The sequence below is a fragment of the Bacteroides parvus genome, assembly GCF_017309675.2.
Lineage (GTDB): Bacteria > Bacteroidota > Bacteroidia > Bacteroidales > Bacteroidaceae > Bacteroides > Bacteroides uniformis.
This window is the reverse complement of record NZ_CP084680.1, coordinates 316,204-338,634: the sequence shown is the minus strand read 5'-3', so window position 1 is coordinate 338,634 and position 22,431 is coordinate 316,204. Positions and strand designations below refer to the sequence as shown.

19 protein-coding genes, 1 tRNA gene and 1 pseudogene are annotated in these 22,431 nt (G+C 41.3%); 14 read left to right on the top strand and 7 right to left on the bottom strand.

Features of this window, described 5'->3' with window-relative positions:
- Nucleotides 1–249 precede the first annotated feature (249 nt).
- From JXR92_RS01390 to JXR92_RS01380, 3 genes are all read left to right on the top strand, one after another.
- Nucleotides 250–462 (top strand): hypothetical protein, encoded by a 213-nt coding sequence (locus tag JXR92_RS01390; RefSeq protein WP_005825814.1) that lies wholly within the window; start codon nt 250–252, stop codon nt 460–462.
- A 388-nt stretch (nt 463–850) separates the two neighbouring features.
- Nucleotides 851–1,054 carry a helix-turn-helix domain-containing protein gene (locus tag JXR92_RS01385; RefSeq protein WP_074668675.1) on the top strand — a complete coding sequence of 68 codons (204 nt, stop codon included), beginning with the start codon at nt 851–853 and terminating at the stop codon, nt 1,052–1,054.
- A gap of 12 nt (nt 1,055–1,066) precedes the next feature.
- Nucleotides 1,067–1,360, top strand: coding sequence for a helix-turn-helix domain-containing protein (locus JXR92_RS01380; protein WP_083790987.1), 294 nt, complete (start codon nt 1,067–1,069; stop codon nt 1,358–1,360).
- Between the two features lie 65 nt (nt 1,361–1,425).
- Here the strand turns inward: JXR92_RS01380 and JXR92_RS01375 are convergent, their stop codons facing one another.
- A complete protein-coding gene (locus tag JXR92_RS01375; protein WP_005825818.1) occupies nt 1,426–2,637 on the bottom strand; it encodes a site-specific integrase in 1,212 nt (403 codons plus the stop codon).
- A gap of 19 nt (nt 2,638–2,656) precedes the next feature.
- A complete protein-coding gene (locus JXR92_RS01370; protein ID WP_005825819.1) occupies nt 2,657–3,886 on the bottom strand; it encodes a site-specific integrase in 1,230 nt (409 codons plus the stop codon).
- Between the two features lie 206 nt (nt 3,887–4,092).
- On the opposite strand from JXR92_RS01370, the pseudogene JXR92_RS01365 reads away from it, so the two are divergent.
- The 4 genes and pseudogenes from JXR92_RS01365 (at nt 4,093) to JXR92_RS01350 (ending at nt 7,427) form a co-directional block, all read left to right on the top strand.
- Nucleotides 4,093–4,339: pseudogene (locus JXR92_RS01365) on the top strand (tyrosine-type recombinase/integrase).
- Between the two features lie 229 nt (nt 4,340–4,568).
- Nucleotides 4,569–5,075, top strand: coding sequence for a hypothetical protein (locus JXR92_RS01360; protein WP_206897501.1), 507 nt, complete (start codon nt 4,569–4,571; stop codon nt 5,073–5,075).
- A gap of 355 nt (nt 5,076–5,430) precedes the next feature.
- Nucleotides 5,431–6,690 carry a YncE family protein gene (locus JXR92_RS01355; RefSeq protein ID WP_138346677.1) on the top strand — a complete coding sequence of 420 codons (1,260 nt, stop codon included), beginning with the start codon at nt 5,431–5,433 and terminating at the stop codon, nt 6,688–6,690.
- A gap of 83 nt (nt 6,691–6,773) precedes the next feature.
- On the top strand, nt 6,774–7,427 hold the full coding sequence (locus JXR92_RS01350; RefSeq protein WP_226791235.1) for an A1S_2505 family phage non-structural protein: 654 nt from the start codon (nt 6,774–6,776) through the stop codon (nt 7,425–7,427).
- A gap of 286 nt (nt 7,428–7,713) precedes the next feature.
- On the opposite strand, the gene JXR92_RS01345 is transcribed toward JXR92_RS01350, so the two are convergent.
- Nucleotides 7,714–8,391 carry a hypothetical protein gene (locus JXR92_RS01345; RefSeq protein WP_206897528.1) on the bottom strand — a complete coding sequence of 226 codons (678 nt, stop codon included), beginning with the start codon at nt 8,389–8,391 and terminating at the stop codon, nt 7,714–7,716.
- 218 nt (nt 8,392–8,609) lie between these two features.
- Between JXR92_RS01345 and JXR92_RS01340 the strand changes: the two genes are divergently transcribed.
- The 3 genes from JXR92_RS01340 to JXR92_RS01330 all read left to right on the top strand — a co-directional run bounded on the left by JXR92_RS01340 (nt 8,610) and on the right by JXR92_RS01330 (nt 10,983).
- Nucleotides 8,610–8,978, top strand: coding sequence for a MerR family transcriptional regulator (locus JXR92_RS01340; RefSeq protein WP_206897527.1), 369 nt, complete (start codon nt 8,610–8,612; stop codon nt 8,976–8,978).
- Nucleotides 8,960–9,520, top strand: a complete 561-nt coding sequence (locus JXR92_RS01335) for a MerR family transcriptional regulator (RefSeq protein ID WP_138346704.1) — start codon at nt 8,960–8,962, stop codon at nt 9,518–9,520. Before JXR92_RS01340 ends, JXR92_RS01335 begins: the two co-directional genes overlap by 19 nt.
- Before the next feature lie 71 nt (nt 9,521–9,591).
- Entirely contained in the window at nt 9,592–10,983 is a 1,392-nt protein-coding gene (locus JXR92_RS01330; protein ID WP_138346707.1) for a hypothetical protein, read from the top strand.
- Between the two features lie 1,586 nt (nt 10,984–12,569).
- Here the strand turns inward: JXR92_RS01330 and JXR92_RS01325 are convergent.
- Nucleotides 12,570–12,643: transfer RNA gene (locus JXR92_RS01325), tRNA-Met, on the bottom strand.
- A gap of 256 nt (nt 12,644–12,899) precedes the next feature.
- Between JXR92_RS01325 and JXR92_RS01320 the strand changes: the two genes are divergently transcribed.
- The 4 genes from JXR92_RS01320 (at nt 12,900) to JXR92_RS01305 (ending at nt 17,768) form a co-directional block, all read left to right on the top strand.
- Entirely contained in the window at nt 12,900–13,286 is a 387-nt protein-coding gene (locus tag JXR92_RS01320; protein WP_005824726.1) for an START-like domain-containing protein, read from the top strand.
- A gap of 76 nt (nt 13,287–13,362) precedes the next feature.
- Entirely contained in the window at nt 13,363–15,264 is a 1,902-nt protein-coding gene (locus tag JXR92_RS01315; protein WP_117967013.1) for an LptF/LptG family permease, read from the top strand.
- 14 nt (nt 15,265–15,278) lie between these two features.
- Nucleotides 15,279–16,493 (top strand): bifunctional 3,4-dihydroxy-2-butanone-4-phosphate synthase/GTP cyclohydrolase II, encoded by a 1,215-nt coding sequence (locus JXR92_RS01310; protein ID WP_117967010.1) that lies wholly within the window; start codon nt 15,279–15,281, stop codon nt 16,491–16,493.
- Nucleotides 16,494–16,574: 81 nt separating this feature from the next.
- Nucleotides 16,575–17,768 (top strand): pyridoxal phosphate-dependent aminotransferase, encoded by a 1,194-nt coding sequence (locus JXR92_RS01305; protein WP_119962287.1) that lies wholly within the window; start codon nt 16,575–16,577, stop codon nt 17,766–17,768.
- 360 nt (nt 17,769–18,128) lie between these two features.
- On the opposite strand, the gene JXR92_RS01300 is transcribed toward JXR92_RS01305, so the two are convergent.
- The 3 genes from JXR92_RS01300 to JXR92_RS01290 form a co-directional block, all read right to left on the bottom strand.
- A complete protein-coding gene (locus JXR92_RS01300) occupies nt 18,129–18,299 on the bottom strand; it encodes a DUF362 domain-containing protein (RefSeq protein WP_005834872.1) in 171 nt (56 codons plus the stop codon).
- Between the two features lie 236 nt (nt 18,300–18,535).
- Nucleotides 18,536–20,497, bottom strand: coding sequence for a sensor histidine kinase (locus JXR92_RS01295; RefSeq protein ID WP_138346504.1), 1,962 nt, complete (start codon nt 20,495–20,497; stop codon nt 18,536–18,538).
- Nucleotides 20,494–22,365 (bottom strand): tetratricopeptide repeat-containing sensor histidine kinase, encoded by a 1,872-nt coding sequence (locus JXR92_RS01290; protein WP_138346501.1) that lies wholly within the window; start codon nt 22,363–22,365, stop codon nt 20,494–20,496. Before JXR92_RS01290 ends, JXR92_RS01295 begins: the two co-directional genes overlap by 4 nt.
- Nucleotides 22,366–22,431 lie beyond the last annotated feature (66 nt).

Genomic DNA, 22,431 nt, shown 5'->3' with positions numbered 1-22,431 from the left:
CAAATATGGCTACACTATAATTCATGGTTGTGATGGAGATGGCTTTTCCTATCCGGTAACAGACCATGATGCCACGAGGAAAAAAGCGACAGCCGCAGAGAAAAAACGGATGGCAGGAACCATTATGAAATCTGGTAAATAGAAAATCCGGTACATGCGAATTCAGGCGATCATCCTGGATGGTAACCTGTCAAAGAGGCTTTTGAGACATTTGAAATACCGATAATAAAAAAAACGAGATCAGGTATTTTGGCGGATGGCGGCAGGATTGCCGCCTCCGGCCCTTCCGAGTTTGTACGCGTCCTGCGTGAGGGCAGCTGGTTTGACAGCGGGTGCACCGACGGGGAGTACATGGTGAATTTCTCCGGGCGGTACAGGGAACTGCACGGGGTGACGGTGAGGACCGACACGCCGGAGCATTTCATGGACGACCTGAAAAAGTACGGTTACATCAAGGGCTGAACAGTCCGTTCCTTTATTATTACACTCCCTGCCGGTTTGGGGTCGCTTCACTTCCGGTGGGGATTTTTCTTTTTTCATCGCCGTGACGCACCCGTCCTTCAGGTTTTCCAAAGGGGGTCGTGAAAACCGACCGGCTACGGAGTATTTTTCCCGCGCCATATGACAAAAACCGACTATCCATGACTATTCCTGCCAGTGTACCGGTCGCGCTTGCCTCTCATGGTTTCTTCCCTTATATTCGCACTGACATTTAAACAAGTTGAAAAATATGGAAATATGCTACATCGAGGCCGGTGTCCTTGAGAGGATGCTGGCACGCGCCGAGAACCTGTCCGCACATGTGGACAGACTGTATGAGAGAAACCGCTGTAAGGAACCCGGAGAGTGACTGGACGGCCAGGATGTCTGCCTGCGCCTTGACATCTCGCCACGTACCCTGCAGACACTCCGCGATACCGGACGGCTGGCGTTCACCCGCCTCCAGCGCAAGTTCTATTACAAGCCAGAGGATGTGGAGAAGCTGATGGCCTACGTCGGCATCAGACGCAAGGAGAAGGCAATGAGAGAAGGAAGGAAGAACGGAAACCTTTAAAGAGCGGAAGAGATGGAAGGCATTATCGACAAGGAGAACGAACGTGTCCGCAGGTTCTTTGCCCTGCTGGACAACATGGAGAAAAAAGTGGAGCATCTTGCCCGTGACAACCGTCCTCCCTTCAACGGGGAACGGTTCCTGACTGACAGAGAGCTTTCCGGAACGTTGAGGATCAGCCGCAGGTGCCTGCAGGATTACAGGGACCAAGGGCGGATTCCCTATATCCAGCTTGGCGGGAAGATCCTGTACAGGCAGTCGGACATCGAGAAGCTGTTGGAGGAGAACTATCACGCAGCATTGGTATAATATCGTATTCAAGTTTAAGGATTGCCGCCGGAATCGTAAATACAATTCCGGCGGCATTTTTTTATTTAGCCTGCGGCTTCCTTGCCGGCCGCAGGCTTTCTTCTTTCCATCAGCCGGTCCATGTCCGAGGATATCTTCCGGTCGGTGACCTGGGCGTAGACCTGCGTGCTGTCGATATTCGTATGGCCCATTATCCTGGCGATGCTCTCTATCGGAATGCCCGCGGTCAGTGTCAGGGTCCCGAACGAATGCCGGGCCATGTGGTAGGACAGGTTCTCTTTCATGCCTAATGCCACGCCCATTCCATGTACCTCGTACCAGAGGACATCGCGGACCGGCAGCGGGAATACCGGCCTGTCGTCATCCGTGGTGTTGTAAAGATCCAGTATCTGTCCGGCTATGGGATGCAGCGGGATGAACGCCTCCACGTCCGTTTTGGCGCGGCGGATGCGGATATACCTTCTTCCTTCCGAGGTCGTTCCGATGTGACGGGGATGGAGAGCCCTCGTATCCGCGTAAGCCAGACCGGTCAGCGAGGAGAAGATGAACGTCCTGCGCGCCAGCTCCATCATCGGGTCGGGCAGCGGGGTTTCCATCATCCGCTTCAGTTCACTGCGGCTGATATGCCTTAGTTTAGGTGCTTCTTTCCTCTCGTATGCCACGTCCTCTATCGGGTTGGCACGCAATACTTCCCGGTCCACGGCGATGTAGATGAGCCGGTTGAGCCAGCACAGGCAGTGGTTCACGTGTCCGTTCCTGTGTCCCAGCTCCTTCTTGAGAAAGACCTTGAACGATTCGGCGAATTCTTCGGTGATGTCCGAAAAGGCGATGTCCTTCATCCCACGGGATTCGATGAACTGCCTGAGGTTAAGCTGCGTGGTCTTCGACTGGCGGTAGGTGGAGGTGGAATTGATCTCCTTGGAGCGGACCCTAAGCCGTTCGCGTTCCACCTCTCCGGCCTGCAGGAGGTATTCCGGCACGGAATTGGCACCGGATACGGTGGTCTTGAGCAGCTCGGCCGTGACCACTCCCTGGTTCCTCAGCAGGTTCCCGTACGCCTCTTCCAGCCGGCTTCGGAAGGCGGCAAGGCGGTTGTTCTCCCTGGCTGTTTTGATTTCACACTTCTTGCTGTCCCAGTCTCCGGGTTTGCAATAGATGCCTGTCGTGACAGCCGATTTCTTTCCGTCGATGCTGATCCGGCAGAGGACGGCGGTCGTGCCGTCCGATTTTACCTTGTTACGGTTGATGTAGAATAAAAGCTTGAATGTACTGCGCATGATAATAATTGTTTAAGGATTAAAGAATAAGTTTCAAATCGCGGGTTGCCTCGACGAACCTGTCCATGTCCTCGAACAGTCGCTTCGGGGTTACACGCGCGTATATCTGGGTGGTCTTTATGTTGGAGTGTCCCAGCATCTTGCTGATGGTCTCGATCGGCACCCCTTCCTCGAGCGTGACCAATGAGGCGAAAGAATGCCTTCCCATGTGGTAGACAAGGTCCTGGCTCAGCCCCGCCATCAGGCGCAGGGATTTCATGTTTGCCCTGAGCGTGTGGTAGTCCTGCGGCGGGAAGAGGGTAGTGCGGGTATCGTCACGGTACTTCTCGATCAACGCGAGTGCTTCCGGCAGCAGCTTGACGCGTCCGAGGTAGTCAGTCTTCTTTCGCCGGTATTTCAGCCAGAGGCTGCCCTCGTCATCCCGGAAGAGGTTCTCCCGGGTGATGCTTACCGCATCAGCATAGGCGGTGCCGGTGTAACAGGCGAAAAGGAAGAGGTCCCGGGTGATGACATGTGACCTGCGTTTTTCCGGTATCTCCAGATCACGCAGCTTCTCGAAATTCTCACGGCTGAGTGCTTTCGGTGTTGTCTCCTTCTGCTTGGGCAGCTTGAAGTGGCAGAAATGGTATTTCTCCGAGTGCCCCTCCTTGTAGGCGATGCGGCAGATCTTTTTCAGGATGGACAGGTAATGGCGCACCGTCTCCATCGCCAGTCTCTTCTTTTCCAGGCAGAAATCCTGATAGTCACGGATGAACTGCTCGTTGAGCTGTCCGAAGGCGAGGTCCGAGACCTTGAATTCCGTTTTGATGAATTCGGCAAGAGTGCGCCGGGTGTACACGTAGGTCGACATTGTCGTCGGCGCACGGTCCACGCCGACACGGGTCTTCATCTCCTCGTTGTGCCGGTCGAGAAGTTTGAGCAGGGTCATCTGCATGCCCGCGTTACCCTGGAACATGTCCCTGACCGCGGCGGCATCGAAATCCTTTTTCCTTTCCATGAGGGAATTGAAGGCCGAGTGTACGGCAAGCAGCAGCCTCTCTATCTTTTCATTGGTCTCCACCGCTTCCCGGCTCTTGCCATTCAATCGGCTCTCACGCGCGTTCCATAGCCCGGGGGTACAGGAGAGCTTGCAGCTGAACTGCACCATCGTGCGGTTGAGGGTGATCCGTCCCATGATCGGGGCCTTGCCGGTCTTGTCCGGCTCGCTCTTTTTCAGGTAGAGCAGCACCTTGAATTTTTCCACTTTCATAACGCTCTTTTTTAGGTTGTAAAAATACTCCTTTGAAAAGCGTCCTTTGGCATGCAAAACATTGATAAACAGTGAATACAAATCCGCTTTGTTCCTATCGGTAAAAATTCGGTTACCTGCCGTTGTTTCCGAAACAGGCGGCTAACAGTCTGGTAACTGAAACGTCGCAATATTTTGTTTTCTTTTGCAGGTATGTCTGTTCTGCAATTCTTGCAAAATGCTTAATTATAAACGTTTTACGTTTAATTCTCGTCATTCTGTTTTTTTATTGCATTTCTAAATATTACTTACATGGCACGCCATACTTATGCTACCGTATTGAGAAACGAGGGTGTTCCGGTGTCTATAATATCACCTATGTTGGGTCATACAAGCGTAACCACTACCGAGATATATCTTGCCGATTTGGAGTCTGAAAATAGAGCCAGAAATGCGAGTTTATTGAGCTTTTAAGGCTTGTATATAGGCTATATTGGGGCAGCTTCGATATTCTGCCCGATTCTCTTGCTTTGTGGGGAATCGGGCTTTCTTTATGCAAAATCACCGGTGCGAGAGCTTAATTCAGGTTAAGAATATAGTTAAAATACCTTTTTCTTTTATATTCCGACAAAAAAGAGGATATATGTAATGTCCGATGATTCATGTATTCGGAGTATTACTAAATTCAAAAATAAATAAAGTTATGGCACGAAAGAAAAAAGTAGAAGAAGAACAACCGGTGACTGCCGAAGTTGTAGAGACTAAAAAGAAATCTTCAAAGAAAGCACCAAAGACTAAAATGTCTGCTCAAAAAGAAAGCATACAGGAAACCGGTGTTCAAGAGCCGGTTGTCAAAGAAGAAGGCACAAAAGATTCTTTTAAAGACAAAGATTATACAATCGATGAGCTTATAGATATGTTAGGGCCGGATATTGATTGTGAGGATGATACAGAGTTTTCATTAACGGAAGATACTTCTTCACAAGAACAGAAATACACAATGGAGGATATGCTTGCTGTATTGGACGAGTCAATCGATAATGACGATGAAGAATGTGTTTCAGATGAAATACTTGATAAATTCGACAAGGCACTCGAAGAAAAAGGTTTGGGCGATGATTATTTTCAGAAGAAAGAAGAACGGCTTAAAGAAATGGAGCTGGAGCATGAACTTCACGAATTCGCCATTGATGAAATGCTGAATGAATAAGAATATCTAATTTTGTAACCTGCAACAGTCTCTTTATGAGATGTAACTTTGTGATGTGCCTTATTTTTTCTAATTTTGCATCGTCATGGCAACATGGCGGACATATTAGAAATTTAAGGTACACGAAAGTGTTTAACTGATTCTCCGGAATAAAGTCTGGTAAACTATTAACGAACGGGAATAAGTTAGCATCTCTCGCGTCATATCCATATATGGCGTGGGGAGACTGTTGCTTGTTTTAGTTCAAGGGTTTTACCAGAGCCTATTCCGTAAAATAAGTTAGCAGCCCTCACGCTTTCGCATTTTATAAACTTCTTCTGTGTGGGCGGGAAGAATGGAATAAATACTGGTAATTATGAAGAAATTTTTATTAATGTTAGGTGCGGTAGCTTTATTTACTGCATGTAGTGATGACGGTGGTTCCGGTAGTGGCAATATCAATTATGAAGAAGGTTATAAATACCTTACGAATTTGAATGTGAGTGACGCCAAGATGATTTATCAGAAATCATCCGCAACAAGAGCAACAGGGGACGACTCTTATTACAAACTTGACTTATCAGGTAATGAGGTAAAGTTATCAATCAAGGGAGAAGACGGTCAAGACCATAATATTGGTATTCATAAAGTTTTGAAATTGAGCGATAAAGTTCTTCTTGTAAATCCTATCGCACAAGATATTATCGATTTGTTCTATAAACCTGAACCTGATGGTTTAGGTATAAGTGTAGCTTGGGGTAGTACAGAATACCTCTCCATTGTTGATGTCCAAACAGAAAAGATATATCGATGGCCCAAGGAAATAGATGTATATTTGGGTGAGGGGATAGAGTTGCAAACAGTATTGGACAATCAAGGAAACATTTATATTGCAACGAATAATCATCAGATTTATAAGCTTGATGTTTCTAAATTTACACTACAACCAATGTTAGCTGATGGACAAAATTTCACGAATTTTGATGTTACTGGAGATGGATTCATTATATATTGGAATAATTATGGCGATAATAAAAACTATAAGGTAAAATGTCCGGGTGGTAGAATATATCCTATTACTGATATTCCTTTTGTTATAAACAATGAACTATATTCATATCAAGATAAAAAGATTATCAAATGGGAAATGGTTGGTAATAATGAATTGAAAGAAACAGAAATCTGTAAGATAGAGGGTGACGATGAATATCCTGATATCGATATTTGGGGTATTATATATAATTACGCCCGAAATACTGTTCTATTACAAACCAATTATGGTCGGTACTATGAATTTGATGGAACAACATATCAATCAGTAGAACTTCCAAATAGTTTTAATTGGCATGAAGGAGTTGAGGGGCATTTCCAAACGAATAGAGCATGGTATATACAAAATAATACTCGCTTTTATAAAATGAGCATGGCGGATTATCAAGAGTCAGAGTTCAGAATAAATGACTATGAAATACAAACCCTTTTTGCAAGTCCAGAAAGTTCCAATATAACATTTAGTGGTATTAGATATATGGATGGTGCAAATGTTGTAGGAATCATCACAGAGTCAGATGAAGTGGTAATCGATAATGTTGCCGACAACGGAAATAAAATTATTAATCTTATTTCGTTGAACTGATAATAATCGAGAGTAATACACTTATAGAATCCTCTTATTGCTTATGTAGTAAGAGGATTTTTTATACCCAAAAACTTTAAAACATGAACGAAAGAATTACTCCATCCAACATTACGGAGCTGAAAGAAAATGAAATATTTGTGTTCGGTTCAAACTCAAACGGTGTACATAATGGAAATGCCGCAGCAACAGCGATGAAATTCGGTGCTATTATGGGACAGGCTGCGGGAATACAGGGACAGACCTATGCGATGCCTTCCAAACACATTGAGAATCTTAAAAAACATATTGATGATTTTCTACTATATGCAGAACAACATTCGGAATATACTTTTTTAGTTACAGAGATAGGATGCGGAATATCCAAACATTCGCCATTTGAGATTGCACCGTTATTCAAAGAAGCGGTTCATATAAAGAACATCAATTTGCCTTTGTCCTTTTGGGATGTTCTGAATGGTGGCATACAAGCCAGAATCAAACAGGTTGCCGAAAAAGAATCTCCTTCTGTTCCTGATTTTTGTCAAAGAACGGGATTGTCTTTTACTATATTGATGAACATTTTATTCAGAAAAGAACTTCCTACAGTCTGGATTGTGCAAAAGATACTGATTGCCTTTCCGTCTATAAATGCAAGGTGGCTGCTTTTAGGAGAAGGCGATATGAAACTCACGAAACGCAATAGTTTTTTCACAAGAATAAACGATTTTCTGCATATCCTTTTCGCTTCCAAATAGACGTAAGATTATTATTTTCCCATACCAAAAATAAGGCTGTTTTCGTCTCCTGTATCGTGCTTTTCTCCTGCCTCTAATACTCGGTATAAAGAAGCACGAGCATATCTCGAATATGAAAGAATAAATAAAAGTAGAAAATTATTACATGGTGAATAAAGTGAGTAAAGTGAACTATATTTTATAAAAAGTATAAGGTTTTATATCGTTATATGGTCTATAAAATAAGAATATGCTCTATTATAAAAATATAGTTCACTTTACTCACTTTGTTCACTTTTATCTTTTCTTATAAAAGGATTTCTGTAGGACAATTCTTTATATCAAAGTTTTCTATGGCATTCCATAAGTCTTCCTGATATTCATATAATGGCTCTATCAGGACTTGTGGTAAAATAGCCTTGTCTGATATTGGGGCGAGACGGAAACCGGAAGTGTCAAACTTGCGTCCAATCTTACTTTCCATTCTATAAGATTCAACGACCTCAAAAGAATATTCTCCTAAAAACTTCAATCTGCAATATTTTTGAGGATACCAGCCGATACAGATTATTTCATTTTTGCATAACGAAGAAAACTTGAAATAGTCCATTCCATTGAATCCTTTCTCTATGTCAAAGTCCGTATTGGTCTGTTTGTATTCGTGGCAGAATGTTTCCCAATCCTTATATCCTAAAGCACGAGCCATGAAAGATAATTTTCCAACATCCGGCTTTCTTTCCTTGTCTGCATCTTTATCTCCCCAATAACGACGTAATGTATCAACGCTGATAGTTTCAGATTGCTGGATAACGCTTCCGTCTTCATATTTTGGGAGAGGAAAATTTGTATTGCTCTGTTTCTTTATATAATCGCATAGGTCAGAGTATGCATTATCTGAACTCAAATCTATATTAGAAACTCTTACTAACTCGTTTTTTAAAGTTTCAAATCTCTCTTTGTCTATCGGTATTCTTTTCTTTGCCATATTACTACATGATGTTTATGACAAAAATACAAAACGTAACCAACTAATCAAATATATTTCATGCCTGAACGTGCCAAAATCAATAATTTCTTTTCGGCAATATATGTAACAAACTAATAATTAGTCTGATACAAACGTGCTTGAATGTGCCTGAACGTGCCTTTTTATGCCGCTTTTGGACCTTTGTATTTTTGCACCAGAAACAAAAAACAAAAGGTATGGAACATCAAAAAACAAGTTATGACACGTTGCCGGAACGGATAGATTATCTGATTCAGGAAATATCAGAGATAAAAAACATTCTGGTAAACAGAATAGAAAAAAGGGAAGAAACCCCCAAATATTTAAGTACGGAAAATGCACTGGCCTATTTAAAAAAGACAGGTTTTCCAATGAGCAAGTCCCAATTGTATAAACTTACATCTTGTGGAAGAATGCCTTTCCATAAAAGTGGTAATACATTATTGTTCATTCCAGAAGAACTTGACAAATGGTGTGAAGATAAAATTCAAACTGTATCACATGAAGAAAATGAGTTGCAATTATTAATTAAAAGTCCTTTAAACAAATGGAAGAAAAAAGTATGATGAAAAAGTTATTAACGCAAAGAATCAAGAAGCCGGAAGAGATACCCAAATATCTATCCATTAAACAAGCCAAACTTTACTTGGAGAAAAAAGGATTTTTGGTGAGCGAGTCGGAACTATATAAGATGACTTCGGAAAGCAAGATACTTTTTTATCAGTCAGGAAACCGGAATTACTTCTTTCCTGACGAACAGGAAGAATGGCTGCAAGAACAACTCGGAATGAAAAGTGAAACGAGTCGATACTTAACAGGACGAGATACAATTAATTATATTACAAAATCGGCTCAATTAAAAAAAGAAAAAATGACAACAATCAAAGAATTAAAACAATTTATTAAATTCTGGATACATCAAAAATGTTTGATATTCAAAGGACAAAGCTTTAAGTATGAACCTTTCTGGAATGAATATAAAGAATATTGCTCGAAACACAATTATCCAATACCTGACGAACTGTTGTTTTGGGCTATACTTGATGATTGTGGACTCCAAATCGATGTAGATGAAAAAAGAGAAATGATAGTTATATTGTCTCGCTAATAAAATTTTAAACATTAATCAATGGAACGGAGATTTTAATAAAATTTCCGTTCCTCTAAAAAAAATAAATCATGTGTGAATTCAAAAAAACAAAAGAAAACCCTCCAATAGCTCTTAAGAATGCTGTGTTGAAAAATAGCGCATACACAACATGGGATGAAGCAAAAAAAGAATGGGAGTTTGATAAATACTATTATAATACAACTCAAAGAGTATGTTGCCCATGCAGTCTCCGAGAAATAAAGCATATTGTTGCTATAAAAAATAAGATAACGAATAATGTTTTAGAAATAGATATTAAATGTGCGGAAATTTATTTTGGATTCAGAGAAGGAAAAAAAATTAAGGAATCAATACAAAGATTATGTAGAAATATCGATTTAGGAATGGACAGAGTTGCACTTGATTATCTGTTTAAAAACAGGTGTATTGGAAATATTAGTTATAATGATTATGAGATAGCAAAAATGAGACGTGAGTCAAAGCACTATTATTCAGACCGCATAATTAATGCACGTCAGGAGATAAATCATATATTAATGAATTATACAAATTATGAGCATAAAGAAAAATTAAAGCAGATTGATTATATGATTGGAGTTTCTGAAGAATATCCTCTATTAAATGTAGATTCATTAATTACAGCCCGCCAAACATTTCTAATCAATGGCGTAGTGAACATGGAAGAATTACATGAATTTATGAAAATCACAGGTAAATATGGAGCATATTATTCGGAAAAACAAAAAGTTAGAATACTGGATGAATATTTTAATCGCAGGTGGCATAATGCTTTGAGTAGATTCGTGGACGAACGAGAATATTGGGACAAAATTACATATTTTACCACTCTTACAACTAAAGAAGAAGCAAAAGAAAGGGTAATGAGTAAGAAACGAACAAGAAAACCAAAAAAGTCTAAAGTTGAAAATGAAATTCAAAACATCAATCTTGCGGAAGGATTGGAGGATACTGTAATAGATTTAAATTCAGATGATTGTATTGACTATTACGGTGATGATTGGGATGAGGAAAATTTTGATGAAAGTAAGTTTGCGTTTGGTACGGAATCTATGTATCGAAAGTTTATGAATATATTATATGAGTGGATAATAGAAGATATGAAGAAAAAGGAGATAAGAAAATCTAAGTTATCCACAAATCAGTCGTATTCATTAGAAGATGTTGTTTGCTTCATCGATATTCCTATTATTACGAAAATATTTAAGGAGGTATCTTGTTCTTCTTTCTATCAGCTAATGGTTGAGGAAGGTTTATCTCTTAAATATTCATGCCAGATTCTTGATTGGCTGATACGTAATTCTGATAAAGGTGTAAAAAAATCAAAGATGGTAACAATGAAAAATATGCTAAGGCGCTATGGATTCAAACTTATGCACAATGATAAAATAACTCGTATTTTACCATCAAATGATGAAGAGCAAATATTTTTAACATTCTAAACGGTTTATTTTTAGATACAAAGATTCAAGATGTACTTTAAATACTCTTGAATCTTTGTCTTTATATATTTTTAGAAGCAGATTATCAAATTGCTTAATGGTGAGATACTCTTTCATGAGGTATAACTTTATAACTTGAATGTACTTAATTGGCTTGAGAATGCTCTTGCTTGAAAATAGATTATCAAACCACTTAACGGTGAGATGCTCTTTCATGAGGTATAACTTTATAACTTGAATGTACTTAATTGGCTTGAGAGTGTTCTTGCTTGAAAGTCGATTATCAAATCACTTAACGGTGAGATGCTCTTTCATGAGGTATAACTTTATAATTTGAATACGCTTAATTGGCTTGAGAGTGTTCTTGCTTGAAAGTCGATTATCAAACCACTTAACGGTGAGATGCTCTTTCATGAGGTATAACTTTATAATTTGAATACGCTTAATTGGCTTGAGAGTGTTCTTGCTTGAAAGTCGATTATCAAACCACTTAACGGTGAGATACTCTTTCATGAGGTATAACTTTATAATTTGAATACGCTTAATTGGCTTGAGAATGCTCTTGCTTGAAAGTCGATTATCAAATCACTTAACGGTGAGATACTCTTTCATGAGGTATAACTTTATAATTTGAATACGCTTAATTGGCTTTGAGAGTGTTCTTGCTTGAAAGTCGATTATCAAATCACTTAACGGTGAGATGCTCTTTCATGAGGTATAACTTTATAACTTGAATACGCTTAATTGGCTTGAGAGTGTTCTTGCTTGAAAGTCGATTATCAAATCACTTAACGGTGAGATACTCTTTCATGAGGTATAACTTTATAATTTGAATACGCTTAATTGGCTTTGAGAGTGTTCTTGCTTGAAAGTCGATTATCAAATCACTTAACGGTGAGATGTTCTTCCATGAGGTATAACTTTATAACTTGAATGTACTTAATTGGCTTGAGAATGCTCTTGCTTGAAAATAGATTATCAAATCACTTAATGGTGAGATGCTCTTTCATGAGGTATGATTTTATAATTTGAATACGCTTAATTGGCTTTGAGAGTGCTTTTGCTTGAAAGTCGATTATCAAATCACTTAACGGTGAGATGCTCTTTCATGAGGTATAACTTTATAACTTGAATACGCTTAATCTGTTTGAAAGTGCTTTTGCTTGAAAGCTGGTTGTCGATAGTAATATTACATGAAAACAAGAAAATTGTAAGATATGTACTTCTTACTCAATTTTATCGCGATGAAAAGAGGTAATTACCGGTGTGTAGCTTATCTCTTTTCTCATATTCATTTGTGCAAGATTTCGTGCAAGAAACATCATTCGAGAATGATTTTATTGTGATTCAAGCCTCATCATTGGACATCTTAAGTCTTATCTCGAACATTACCGTTAAGAAAAACCAAGCAATGAAAAGAAAACAGAAGAAAGAGATTTTAAAGTAGAATTATCTTACGTTTTCATTGATTATCAGTGTTTTACATTAAAATCCGTGCAAAATCTGTGCAAATACCTCTATAAATAAAAAAGACAACCAAGAGTGGAAGCCTCCTAATTGCCTAATTTACAAGCCTTTCGACTTAGTAGCGGGAACCGGGATTGAACCGGTGACCTCATGATTATGAATCATGCGCTCTAACCAGCTGAGCTATCCCGCCATCATTTCTCGATTGCGGGTGCAAAGATATAGCTTTTATTTAAATTGCCAAAACTTTTATGGATATTTTCTGCTTTTTCTTTTGCTGATAGGGTGCTGAAGTGGTTTGCAGTACTTTTTATTAAACGTATTTGTATAACATTATCAATGAATTAGGGGTGTATGGAAAGGGAGATATAAATAAATTTGATGATTTATTTTCTGTAATTAGAAAAAAGTATTTATCTTGGCTGGCGCAATAAAAAGCAGAATAGACTATGGAAAGAAAGAAAATACATTTGGAATATCTCTTGAATGCGACTTCTAAAAGTATTCTTTGGGCAGCGATAAGTACCCCTACTGGTTTGGAGGGCTGGTTTGCTGATAGGGTTCAGTCAGACGATAAAACAGTAACCTTTTTTTGGGGAAAAACAGAAAAACGTGATGCCGAGATTATTGCCGTGCGAGCGTATTCATTCATCCGCTTCCGCTGGCTGGACGATGAGAACGAGCGAGAATACTTTGAACTGAAGATGACAAACAATGAGTTGACCAATGATTTCGTATTGGAGATAACAGACTTTGCCGATATAGACGAGGTGGGTGATTCGCGTGAATTATGGGAATCGCAAGTGGATACTTTGCGAAGAACTTGTGGTTTTTAGTTAACTTTAGATTAAAAATTTCCCGTACTCCCTTTTTTGTACTACTTTTGTGCTCTCATTGCATGAAACGAGTAAAATGCTGCGCATAAAAAAGTTAGATATATTTGTTTTGAAGAGCTTTTGCATGCTCTTTATGGGTACTTTCTTCATCTGCCTCTTCATCTTTATGATGCAGTTTTTATGGAGGTATGTGGACGAAATGGTAGGAAAAGGATTGGAGATGACTGTCCTTGCACAGTTTTTCTTTTATTCTGCGCTTTCGTTGGTACCTGCGTCGTTGCCGCTGGCTATTCTGCTGGCTGCCCTTATCACCTTTGGAAATTTCGGAGAACGTTTTGAATTACTTGCCATGAAGGCAGCCGGTATTTCTTTATTGAAAATCATGCGGCCCCTGATTATCTTTATTTGTTTCATCTGTTGTGTCTCTTTCTATTTCCAAAATGTCATAGGACCAAAAGCCCAAACAAAATTATGGACTTTGCTTATTTCCATGAAGCAGAAATCTCCCGAAGTGGATATTCCTGAAGGTGTGTTCTACGATGAAATAGATGGTTATAATCTGTATGTGAAGCATAAGAACCGCAAAACTGGTATGCTGTATGACGTACTGATATATAATTTTGAGAAAGGTTTTGAGAATGCTCAAATTATCAAGTCTGATTCGGGACGTCTGGAGATGACGGCTGACAAACAGCATTTATATTTGCATTTATACAGTGGTGAGCAGTTTGAGAATTTGAAATCGCAGAACATGAACCAAAGGAATGTGCCTTACCGGCGTGAGACATTCCGCGAAAAGCATGCAATCATTGAGTTCAATTCGGATTTCAATATGGTGGATGCAGGTATCATGAGTAATCAGTCCAACAGTAAGGATATGAAAATGCTGCAGGCGGACATTGACTCCATGAAATTGCAGAATGACAGTGTGGGGCGTGGTTATTATAAAGAAGCTATGGCAGGAACTTATAAGGTGACAGCCAGCTTGTCTAAAGAGGATACATTGAAGATTGAAAAGGCTTATTTAGGTGAGTACAATGTAGACAGCCTCTACAATGTGGCTACACTGATGCAGAAACAGAAGGTTATATCCACGGCCGTCAGCCGTGCAGAGAGTGCGGGGAGTGACTGGAGTTTTAAGAGCTTTAATATATCGCAGACTGAAAGCAGCCTTCGGCGGCACATGACTTCCTGGCATGAGAAACTGACTCTTTCTCTGGCATGTCTCATCTTCTTCTTTATTGGCGCGCCACTCGGAGGAATTATCCGTAAAGGAGGCTTGGGAATGCCGGTGGTGGTTTCTGTATTGATTTTTATTATCTATTACATCATCAACAATACAGGGTATAAGATGGCTCGTGACGGACAGTGGGTTGTCTGGATGGGTATGTGGACCAGTACCGCTGTCTTGGCCCCATTGGGTGCATTCCTGACATATAAATCCAACAATGATTCAGTGGTATTGAATGCTGATGCCTATATAAATTGGTTCAAGAAGGTTGTGGGCATTCGCAGTGTACGCCATCTGTTCCGTAAGGAAGTAATCATCCACGATCCTGATTATACACGTATTCCGGAAGAGCTGAAGGCTTTGTCCGTAGACTGTCGTGAATATGCTGATAGAAAGGGGTTGAAACGTGCTCCCAATTACTTTAAATTGTGGATGACTGATAGCCAGGATGAGGCGGTGGAAGATATTAACGAACGTTTGGAGAGTCTGATAGATGAGATGTCGAATACAAGATCCGTTACTTTGTTGACAGCGCTGAACACCTATCCGGTCATCCCCGTCCATGCGCATGTCCGTCCGTTCCGCAATTATTGGTTAAACTTGCTCTGCGGTATTGTTTTCCCGATAGGCTTGTTCTTTTATTTCCGTATCTGGGCATTCCGTATCCGTCTGAATAAGGATATGGAGCGGATTATCAAGACAAATGAAGATGTGATTGGAATTATAGAAAGAGATCAGAATAAATAAAAACAAAATAGATTATGGAAAATGTAAAGTTGAATACGATAGAAGAGGCCATTGAAGACTTCAAAGCCGGTAACTTTGTGATTGTTGTGGATGATGAGGACCGTGAGAATGAGGGTGATTTGATAATTGCAGCTGAAAAGATTACACCGGAGAAAGTAAACTTTATGTTGAAGCATGCCCGCGGTGTGCTTTGTGCTCCAATTACAGTTTCGCGTTGCAAGGAACTGGATTTGCCGCATCAGGTATCGGATAATACTTCTGTATTGGGTACTCCCTTCACAGTTACTGTTGATAAATTGGAAGGCTGTAGTACTGGCGTTTCTGCGGCAGACCGCGCTGCTACTATCCAGGCGTTGGCCGATCCGGCTTCTACTCCGGCCACTTTCGGGCGTCCTGGCCACATTAATCCGTTGTATGCCCAGGAGAAAGGTGTGTTGCGCCGTGCTGGACATACGGAGGCGGCTATTGATATGGCACGTTTAGCTGGACTTTATCCGGCGGGAGCCCTTATGGAAATAATGAATGAGGATGGTACAATGGCTCGTTTGCCCGAATTGCGTAGAATGGCAGATGAATTTGGCTTGAAATTGATTTCCATCCGTGACTTGATTGCCTACCGTTTGAAGCAGGAGTCTATTGTAGAAAAAGGAGTGGAAGTGGATATGCCTACAGACCACGGTCATTTCCGTTTGATTCCTTTCCGCCAGAAGTCGAACGGTTTGGAGCATGTAGCTTTGTTCAAGGGTACTTGGGAATTGGATGAACCGATTCTGGTGCGTGTACATTCTTCTTGTGCCACTGGTGATATATTCAATTCCAAACGCTGTGATTGTGGCGAGCAGCTGCATAAGGCAATGGAGATGATAGAGAAAGCCGGTAAGGGGGTAGTTGTATATCTGAATCAGGAAGGTCGCGGCATTGGTCTGATGGAAAAAATGAAAGCATATAAATTGCAGGAAGAAGGCATGGATACTGTAGAAGCTAATATTTGCCTGGGACATCTGGCAGACGAGCGTGATTATGGTGTAGGTGCCCAGATTCTTCGTGAGATAGGAGTGCACAAAATGCGGCTGATGACCAATAATCCCGTGAAGCGTGTAGGCTTGGAGGCTTACGGTTTGGAAATAACGGAGAACGTAGCTATTGAGACTACTCCGAATCCATACAACGAGCGTTATCTCCGTACCAAGAAAGAACGTATGGGACATACACTTCATTTCAATAAGTAACTGTCTTTTTGTTTTCTTATATCAAAGAAAATCGCTTATTTTGCAACCGGATTTGCGTAACAATCATTAAATAGTAACAAAATGAACCAATTATCAGATCGTTTAAACAGTTTGTCGCCTTCTGCGACACTGGCTATGTCTCAAAAGAGCGCAGAGCTGAAGGCTCAAGGCGTAGACGTAATTAACCTGAGTGTGGGAGAACCGGACTTCAATACTCCCGACCACATTAAAGAGGCTGCGAAAAAGGCGATAGACGATAACTTTTCTCGCTATTCTCCAGTGCCGGGTTATCCTGCCTTGCGTAATGCAATTGTAGAGAAGTTGAAGAAGGAAAACGGTCTGGAATATACCGCCGCACAAATTTCTTGCGCCAATGGTGCCAAGCAGTCGGTTTGCAATGCAATCCTGGTATTGGTAAATCCGGGTGACGAAGTAATTGTGCCTGCTCCCTATTGGGTCAGTTATCCGGAAATGGTAAAGTTGGCTGAGGGTACGCCGGTTATCGTACCTGCCGGTATCGACCAGGACTTTAAGATAACACCTGCACAGCTGGAGGCTGTCATCACCCCGAAGACAAAGGCGCTGATTCTTTGCTCTCCCTCTAACCCTACGGGTTCGGTGTACAGCAAGGAGGAGTTGGCAGGCCTGGCCGCAGTATTGGCAAAGCATCCGCAGGTTGTTGTGATTGCCGATGAGATTTACGAACATATCAACTATATCGGCAAGCATCAGAGCATAGCGCAATTTCCCGAAATGAAAGAGCGTACGGTCATTGTGAATGGTGTTTCCAAAGCATATGCAATGACTGGTTGGCGTATCGGTTTCATTGCAGGTCCGGAATGGCTTGTGAAGGCTTGCAATAAATTGCAGGGACAGTATACTTCCGGTCCTTGTTCTGTATCTCAGAAGGCTGCTGAGGCTGCTTATACGGGTACACAAGCTCCGGTGGAGGAAATGCGCAAGGCTTTCGAGCGTCGTCGTGATTTGATTGTAAAGTTGGCCAAGGAAGTTCCGGGTTTCGAGGTGAATGTACCGGAAGGTGCTTTCTATCTGTTCCCTAAATGCGATTCATTCTTCGGTAAATCTGCCGGCGAACGTAAAATCAATGATTCAGATGATTTGGCCATGTATCTGTTGGAAGTGGCTCATGTGGCTTGCGTAGGCGGTGCTTCTTTCGGAGCTCCTGAATGCATTCGTATGAGTTATGCAACCAGCGATGAAAATATAGTTGAAGCTATCCGTCGTATAAAAGAAGCACTGGCTAATCTGAAGTGATTCTAACTTCTTCTACAAACTTATTTTAGCAAGACATCTGTCATGCTGTCACGAGCAGTTCGTTTCATCAAAGCGGACTGCTCGTTTTGTTATGGCAAACACTCTGCTTCATTATGGCAAATACTTTGTTTCATTATAGCGAACACTCTGTTCCATACAGTATAAACACTTTGTTTTATACTGTACGAACATTTTGTTTTCTACTTATGGAACAAAGTGTTCATGTCTGTGAACTAATGTGTTATCCGTATATAGAAAATAACAATGAAGGGTTTGAAGGTACTGAATCTTACGTGGGGGATATAAAAAAGCGCAGGCAGTTTATCTGCCCACGCTTTTGTTTTTGATACTGGGATTGTATTATTCTCCCGGATGAATTGCTTCAGAAGGACAAACATCTGCACAAGTACCACACTCTGTGCAAGTCTCAGGGTCGATATGATAGATATCACCTTCAGAGATAGCGCCAACCGGACACTCGTCGATACAAGTTCCGCAAGCAATACAATCGTCACTAATTACGTAAGCCATTTTCTTTTAGATTTAAATTATTATTAGTACTAATTCGTTCGGCAAAAATAGTGGTTTTCTTTATTACTTGCTATCAATCTTGATTAAAAACGTATAATTTGTATGTCGTCTAAATAAGGAGTCGAGAAAGCGGCATAGCATACCGCAGAGACTGAAAAATGTTCATTTTTGAACTTCGTAAACGAATTGCTCTGATACTATTGGCTTTAGCTGGAACTTAAGCAGGTTTTCAGCTTTTAAGAAAGAGTCGGATAGGTAAAAGTAATCACTGCGATTTCTCCTTCTTCGACATTCTCGGTTTGATAGGTACCTTTGAAATGTTCAAAGAACAACTGGTTGATTTTCTGTTGCACTGATACTTTTTGAGAGGCAAACCTGGGATCGGCTATCGGGCTGTTCTCTATCCGGCATGCTATGATGTGTTTGTCCGGATGGTTGACCAAGAACATGCTGACTTTGCGCGTTTCTTTACAGTCGTTTGGATAAAGCAGCATACTTGTCACTATTTGTGTAAGGCGGTTGACGTCGGTATGGATACGCGCATCTCCTACCTCCACTTGTAGTTTCAGGAGGATATGGCCTTCACTGCGCATTTGTATTAGAAAACCTAGTTCGTTGCACCATTCTTTTACATAACAATCCTGCAATTGAAATTTCATCATATTCGCTTCCAGGCGTGAGAGGTCCAATACGTCGTTTACCAGTTGGATAAGCTCACCCGAATTGGCCTGGATAATACCGGAATACTCTTTTCGCTCTTCTTCATCCAGCTCGTTGTCGGTGGAAAGCAGTTGGGAGAAACCGACTACATTGTTCAGTGGAATACGGATATTATAACTCATATTGGCAAGGAAACGGCTTTTTACTTCGTTGGCTTCTTCGGCAATAATTGCCAATTTACGCATTTCCTTCTCATCTTGTTGCAGCCGCTTCCTGCTTCTATACATATGTAGGTTGAAAAGTAACAAGGCTATAATGATGATAATGGAGGTGACCAGACAGATACGGTGAAAACTGGCTTGCCGCTGTTCTTTTTGGAGAAGCAGTTGGTCCATATTATATAGGCTTTGTATCTGTTCTATCTGTGAGGTGGAGAATACTGTATATAACGAATCTCTTGCCTTGGTTATTTGTTTATAGATAGGAAGTGCGTCGTCCGGAAACCCCATCTTTACTAGTATATCCGCTTTCTGAAGTCCATAAATCATGGCATCATCCAGTGAAATAGGGGTTACAAGTTCAATGGCGTCTTCTAAATAAGCCAACGCTTTGTCGTATTCTTTTGTCAGTTGGTAATATTCGGCATATGCTGCCAAACGTATCAACCGATAAGGAAGAAATGAAGATGTACTGAGATGCCGTTCTGATTGCTGCAAATATTCCCATGCTTCCGCAGGCCGTTGAAGGCGGGTATAGTAAAGGGCGTATTGTAAATCTATGAGCAGATACAAATTGGTATAGCCGTTTGTCAGTACGGTGGTGCCTTCTTCCTGCAATCTATTTTTGGCATTGTTGAGTTCCTCCAGATACCGGAACATGTTGCCATTGTCATGCAGATATGAGTAAGCCAGTACCGCTTTTGTCAATAAATCAATCTGAGTGGCAAGGGAGGAGTCCGGATTTGTCAGTTCAAAAGCCTTGTTCAGGTAGGTGATTCCTTCTTTGTAACGTAAGGTATTGAAATATCCGGTCATCAGGCATAGGCATGCTTCGCGCATACCGTCATGGTTGCCGAGACTTTGAGCTTTGTCGTACATGTCTTGTGCTTGTTTGAGGGCTAATTCAATCTTCTGGCTGATGATATAGCATTCTATCATCATCTTTTTGCCTCTGAAGTAATGGCGGTAGTAGTTGTGCTCTTCAGACAACTGTTCGAGCCTCCTCAGCCATTGTTCTGCACGTTTTTGGTCCAGTAGATTGTAGTAATAAATAATGTGCGCATATATGGCGGCACTCTGGTAATGTACATTTTTCTGAGCGATGGCCTCTTCCAGTAATTTGTTCTCGTAATAGATGAATGTCGGTGACAGTTGGTCAAGCAGTGCTATCTGATATAGAGTTCTCAATCTGGTGGTATCGGCTGGAGAGGCTAGATATATACGTAGCAGGCTATCCTTGACTTCTGCCCGTCGCACATCTGCGTGTGCGGACGGTAATAGCCAGCATAAGGCAATGAGCAATGTAAATATCTGTTTCATTTCTTATGCTCCTTTCTGCCTGTCTGGCTTATGGGGTGGGTGAAACAGAAACGTGAGCCTTCGGTATACTCTGAATCAATCCATATTTGTCCGCCGATATGCTCTATGATAAGTTGGCATATGGAGAGTCCCAACCCACTGCCTTGAGCATTCTCATTCAGCTTTTCAAAACGTTGGAAAATGTTGGCTTGCTTGTCTTTGGGAATGCCGCAACCGGTATCTGTTACGGTGAATAGTACGGTATCGTCCGTTTCTTTTTCCAGCTTTAGGACAATGCTGCCTTGTGGGGTAAATTTGGTAGCATTTATCAGTAGGTTAATCAGGACTTGCTGCAGGCGTGAGTCGTCAGTCTCGATGGGCATTTCTTCCAGCTCGGTGGTGAATGTAAGTTCAGCTTGTGTCTGTTTCACTTTATTCACAGTGTCTATCACATTTCTGCATATGCTTACGGCATCATGTTGTACAATACAGAATTGCAGTTTGCCGAATTCAAGACTCGATAGATCTATCACGTCGTTAATAAGCTTCAGCAATAGTTCTGAGTTCTGTTGGATAACTTCATTGCATTGACGGCGTGTCTCATCGTCCAGTCCCTCTTCCGTCAATAGGGATGAAAAGCCCGATAACGCATTGAGCGGGGTACGGATTTCGTGGCTCATGTTCGAGAGGAACACGCTTTTTGCACGCATGGCATTTTCGGCATTTATCCGTGATGTTGCTAGTTTTTGGGTGGAGAGCTTCACCTTTTCCCGCTGCCTTTTGAGTAGGATGGCAAGTAGAACAAATAACGTTACTAATGCCATCGTTCCTACCAATATGCTGGTTATGATTTTATTGTATTCGTTATTGCTGGCTGTCTCTGCCTTATCTACCTGGTATTTTGCCTTTATCGTATTGATTTGCCGGATATAGCTTTGTGAAGCGAGTGTATCTATAGGAGGATACAATTCCTGGTAGATTCGGCAGGCTTCCATGGCCATGCCTTGTATTTTACAGAGATAGATTTTTTCCAGCGAAGTCCAGCGGTAATACGTGGAGCGCTTATTACCGGAGTATTCTGCTTGCAATTTGGAGTAGATGTCCAGAGCTTGTTTCCAGTATTGTTTGTCCAAATTTCCCATGGCTCTATAGTAGGCAGCAGTGGTATAATCCAAGTGAAACCGGTAGAACTTTTCTGGGTGCAGTTGGTAAATGGAGTCTATTTTGTGGAGCCAGATGTTTGCTTCATCAAGATAGTCTTGTGAGAGGTGCCCATGGGAAATGGCAAAATTCGTCTTTTCGATGCAGAAAAAGAAGTCTGTCGGGTAGTCAGGCTCTTGATATAATATTTTTTCCAGCTCTTCCAGGATTTTCTCTGCTTCTTCCAGACGTCCTTTCCGTTGCAGAACGTTGGACATTTTTAAAAGAAGCTGTGCCCTATATGGATGCTGGTCTGAAATGTTGGATAGTTCAGTCAAAGCATCCTGGTATGATTCCAGGGCTTTATCCCCCATGTTGGCTATTGTGTTATAGGCGTCTCCAATGGCCTGGTTGGCCACTACCATACCAAATTGGTAGTCTGTAGCTTTGGCTTCTTCGTACATAAGTTGTGCCCGGTTCGTTGCTAAGCTGATATCGCCGCGCAATGTGTAGGCATTGGCCAATTGAAGTTGTAATAGAAAATACGTCGTTCTATCTTCATTTGATTGTAGGGTGGAAAGAAGTTGCTCACTCCACGTAATGACGCTGTCTATGGATATGGAGTCATCATAGAGAACTTGTCTTTTGACCAATGATTGCAGAATACTCTGCTTTTCTTGATTGGCTATTGTATGTGCTGATAAGACAGAAGTATACAATAGCTGCCCCAATAGCATCCATATAATCATTTTTGTTCTCAAATGTTTGTTTGCCTCTTTTGTTTATTATTGGCAAAAATAAATATAAATGAGTAA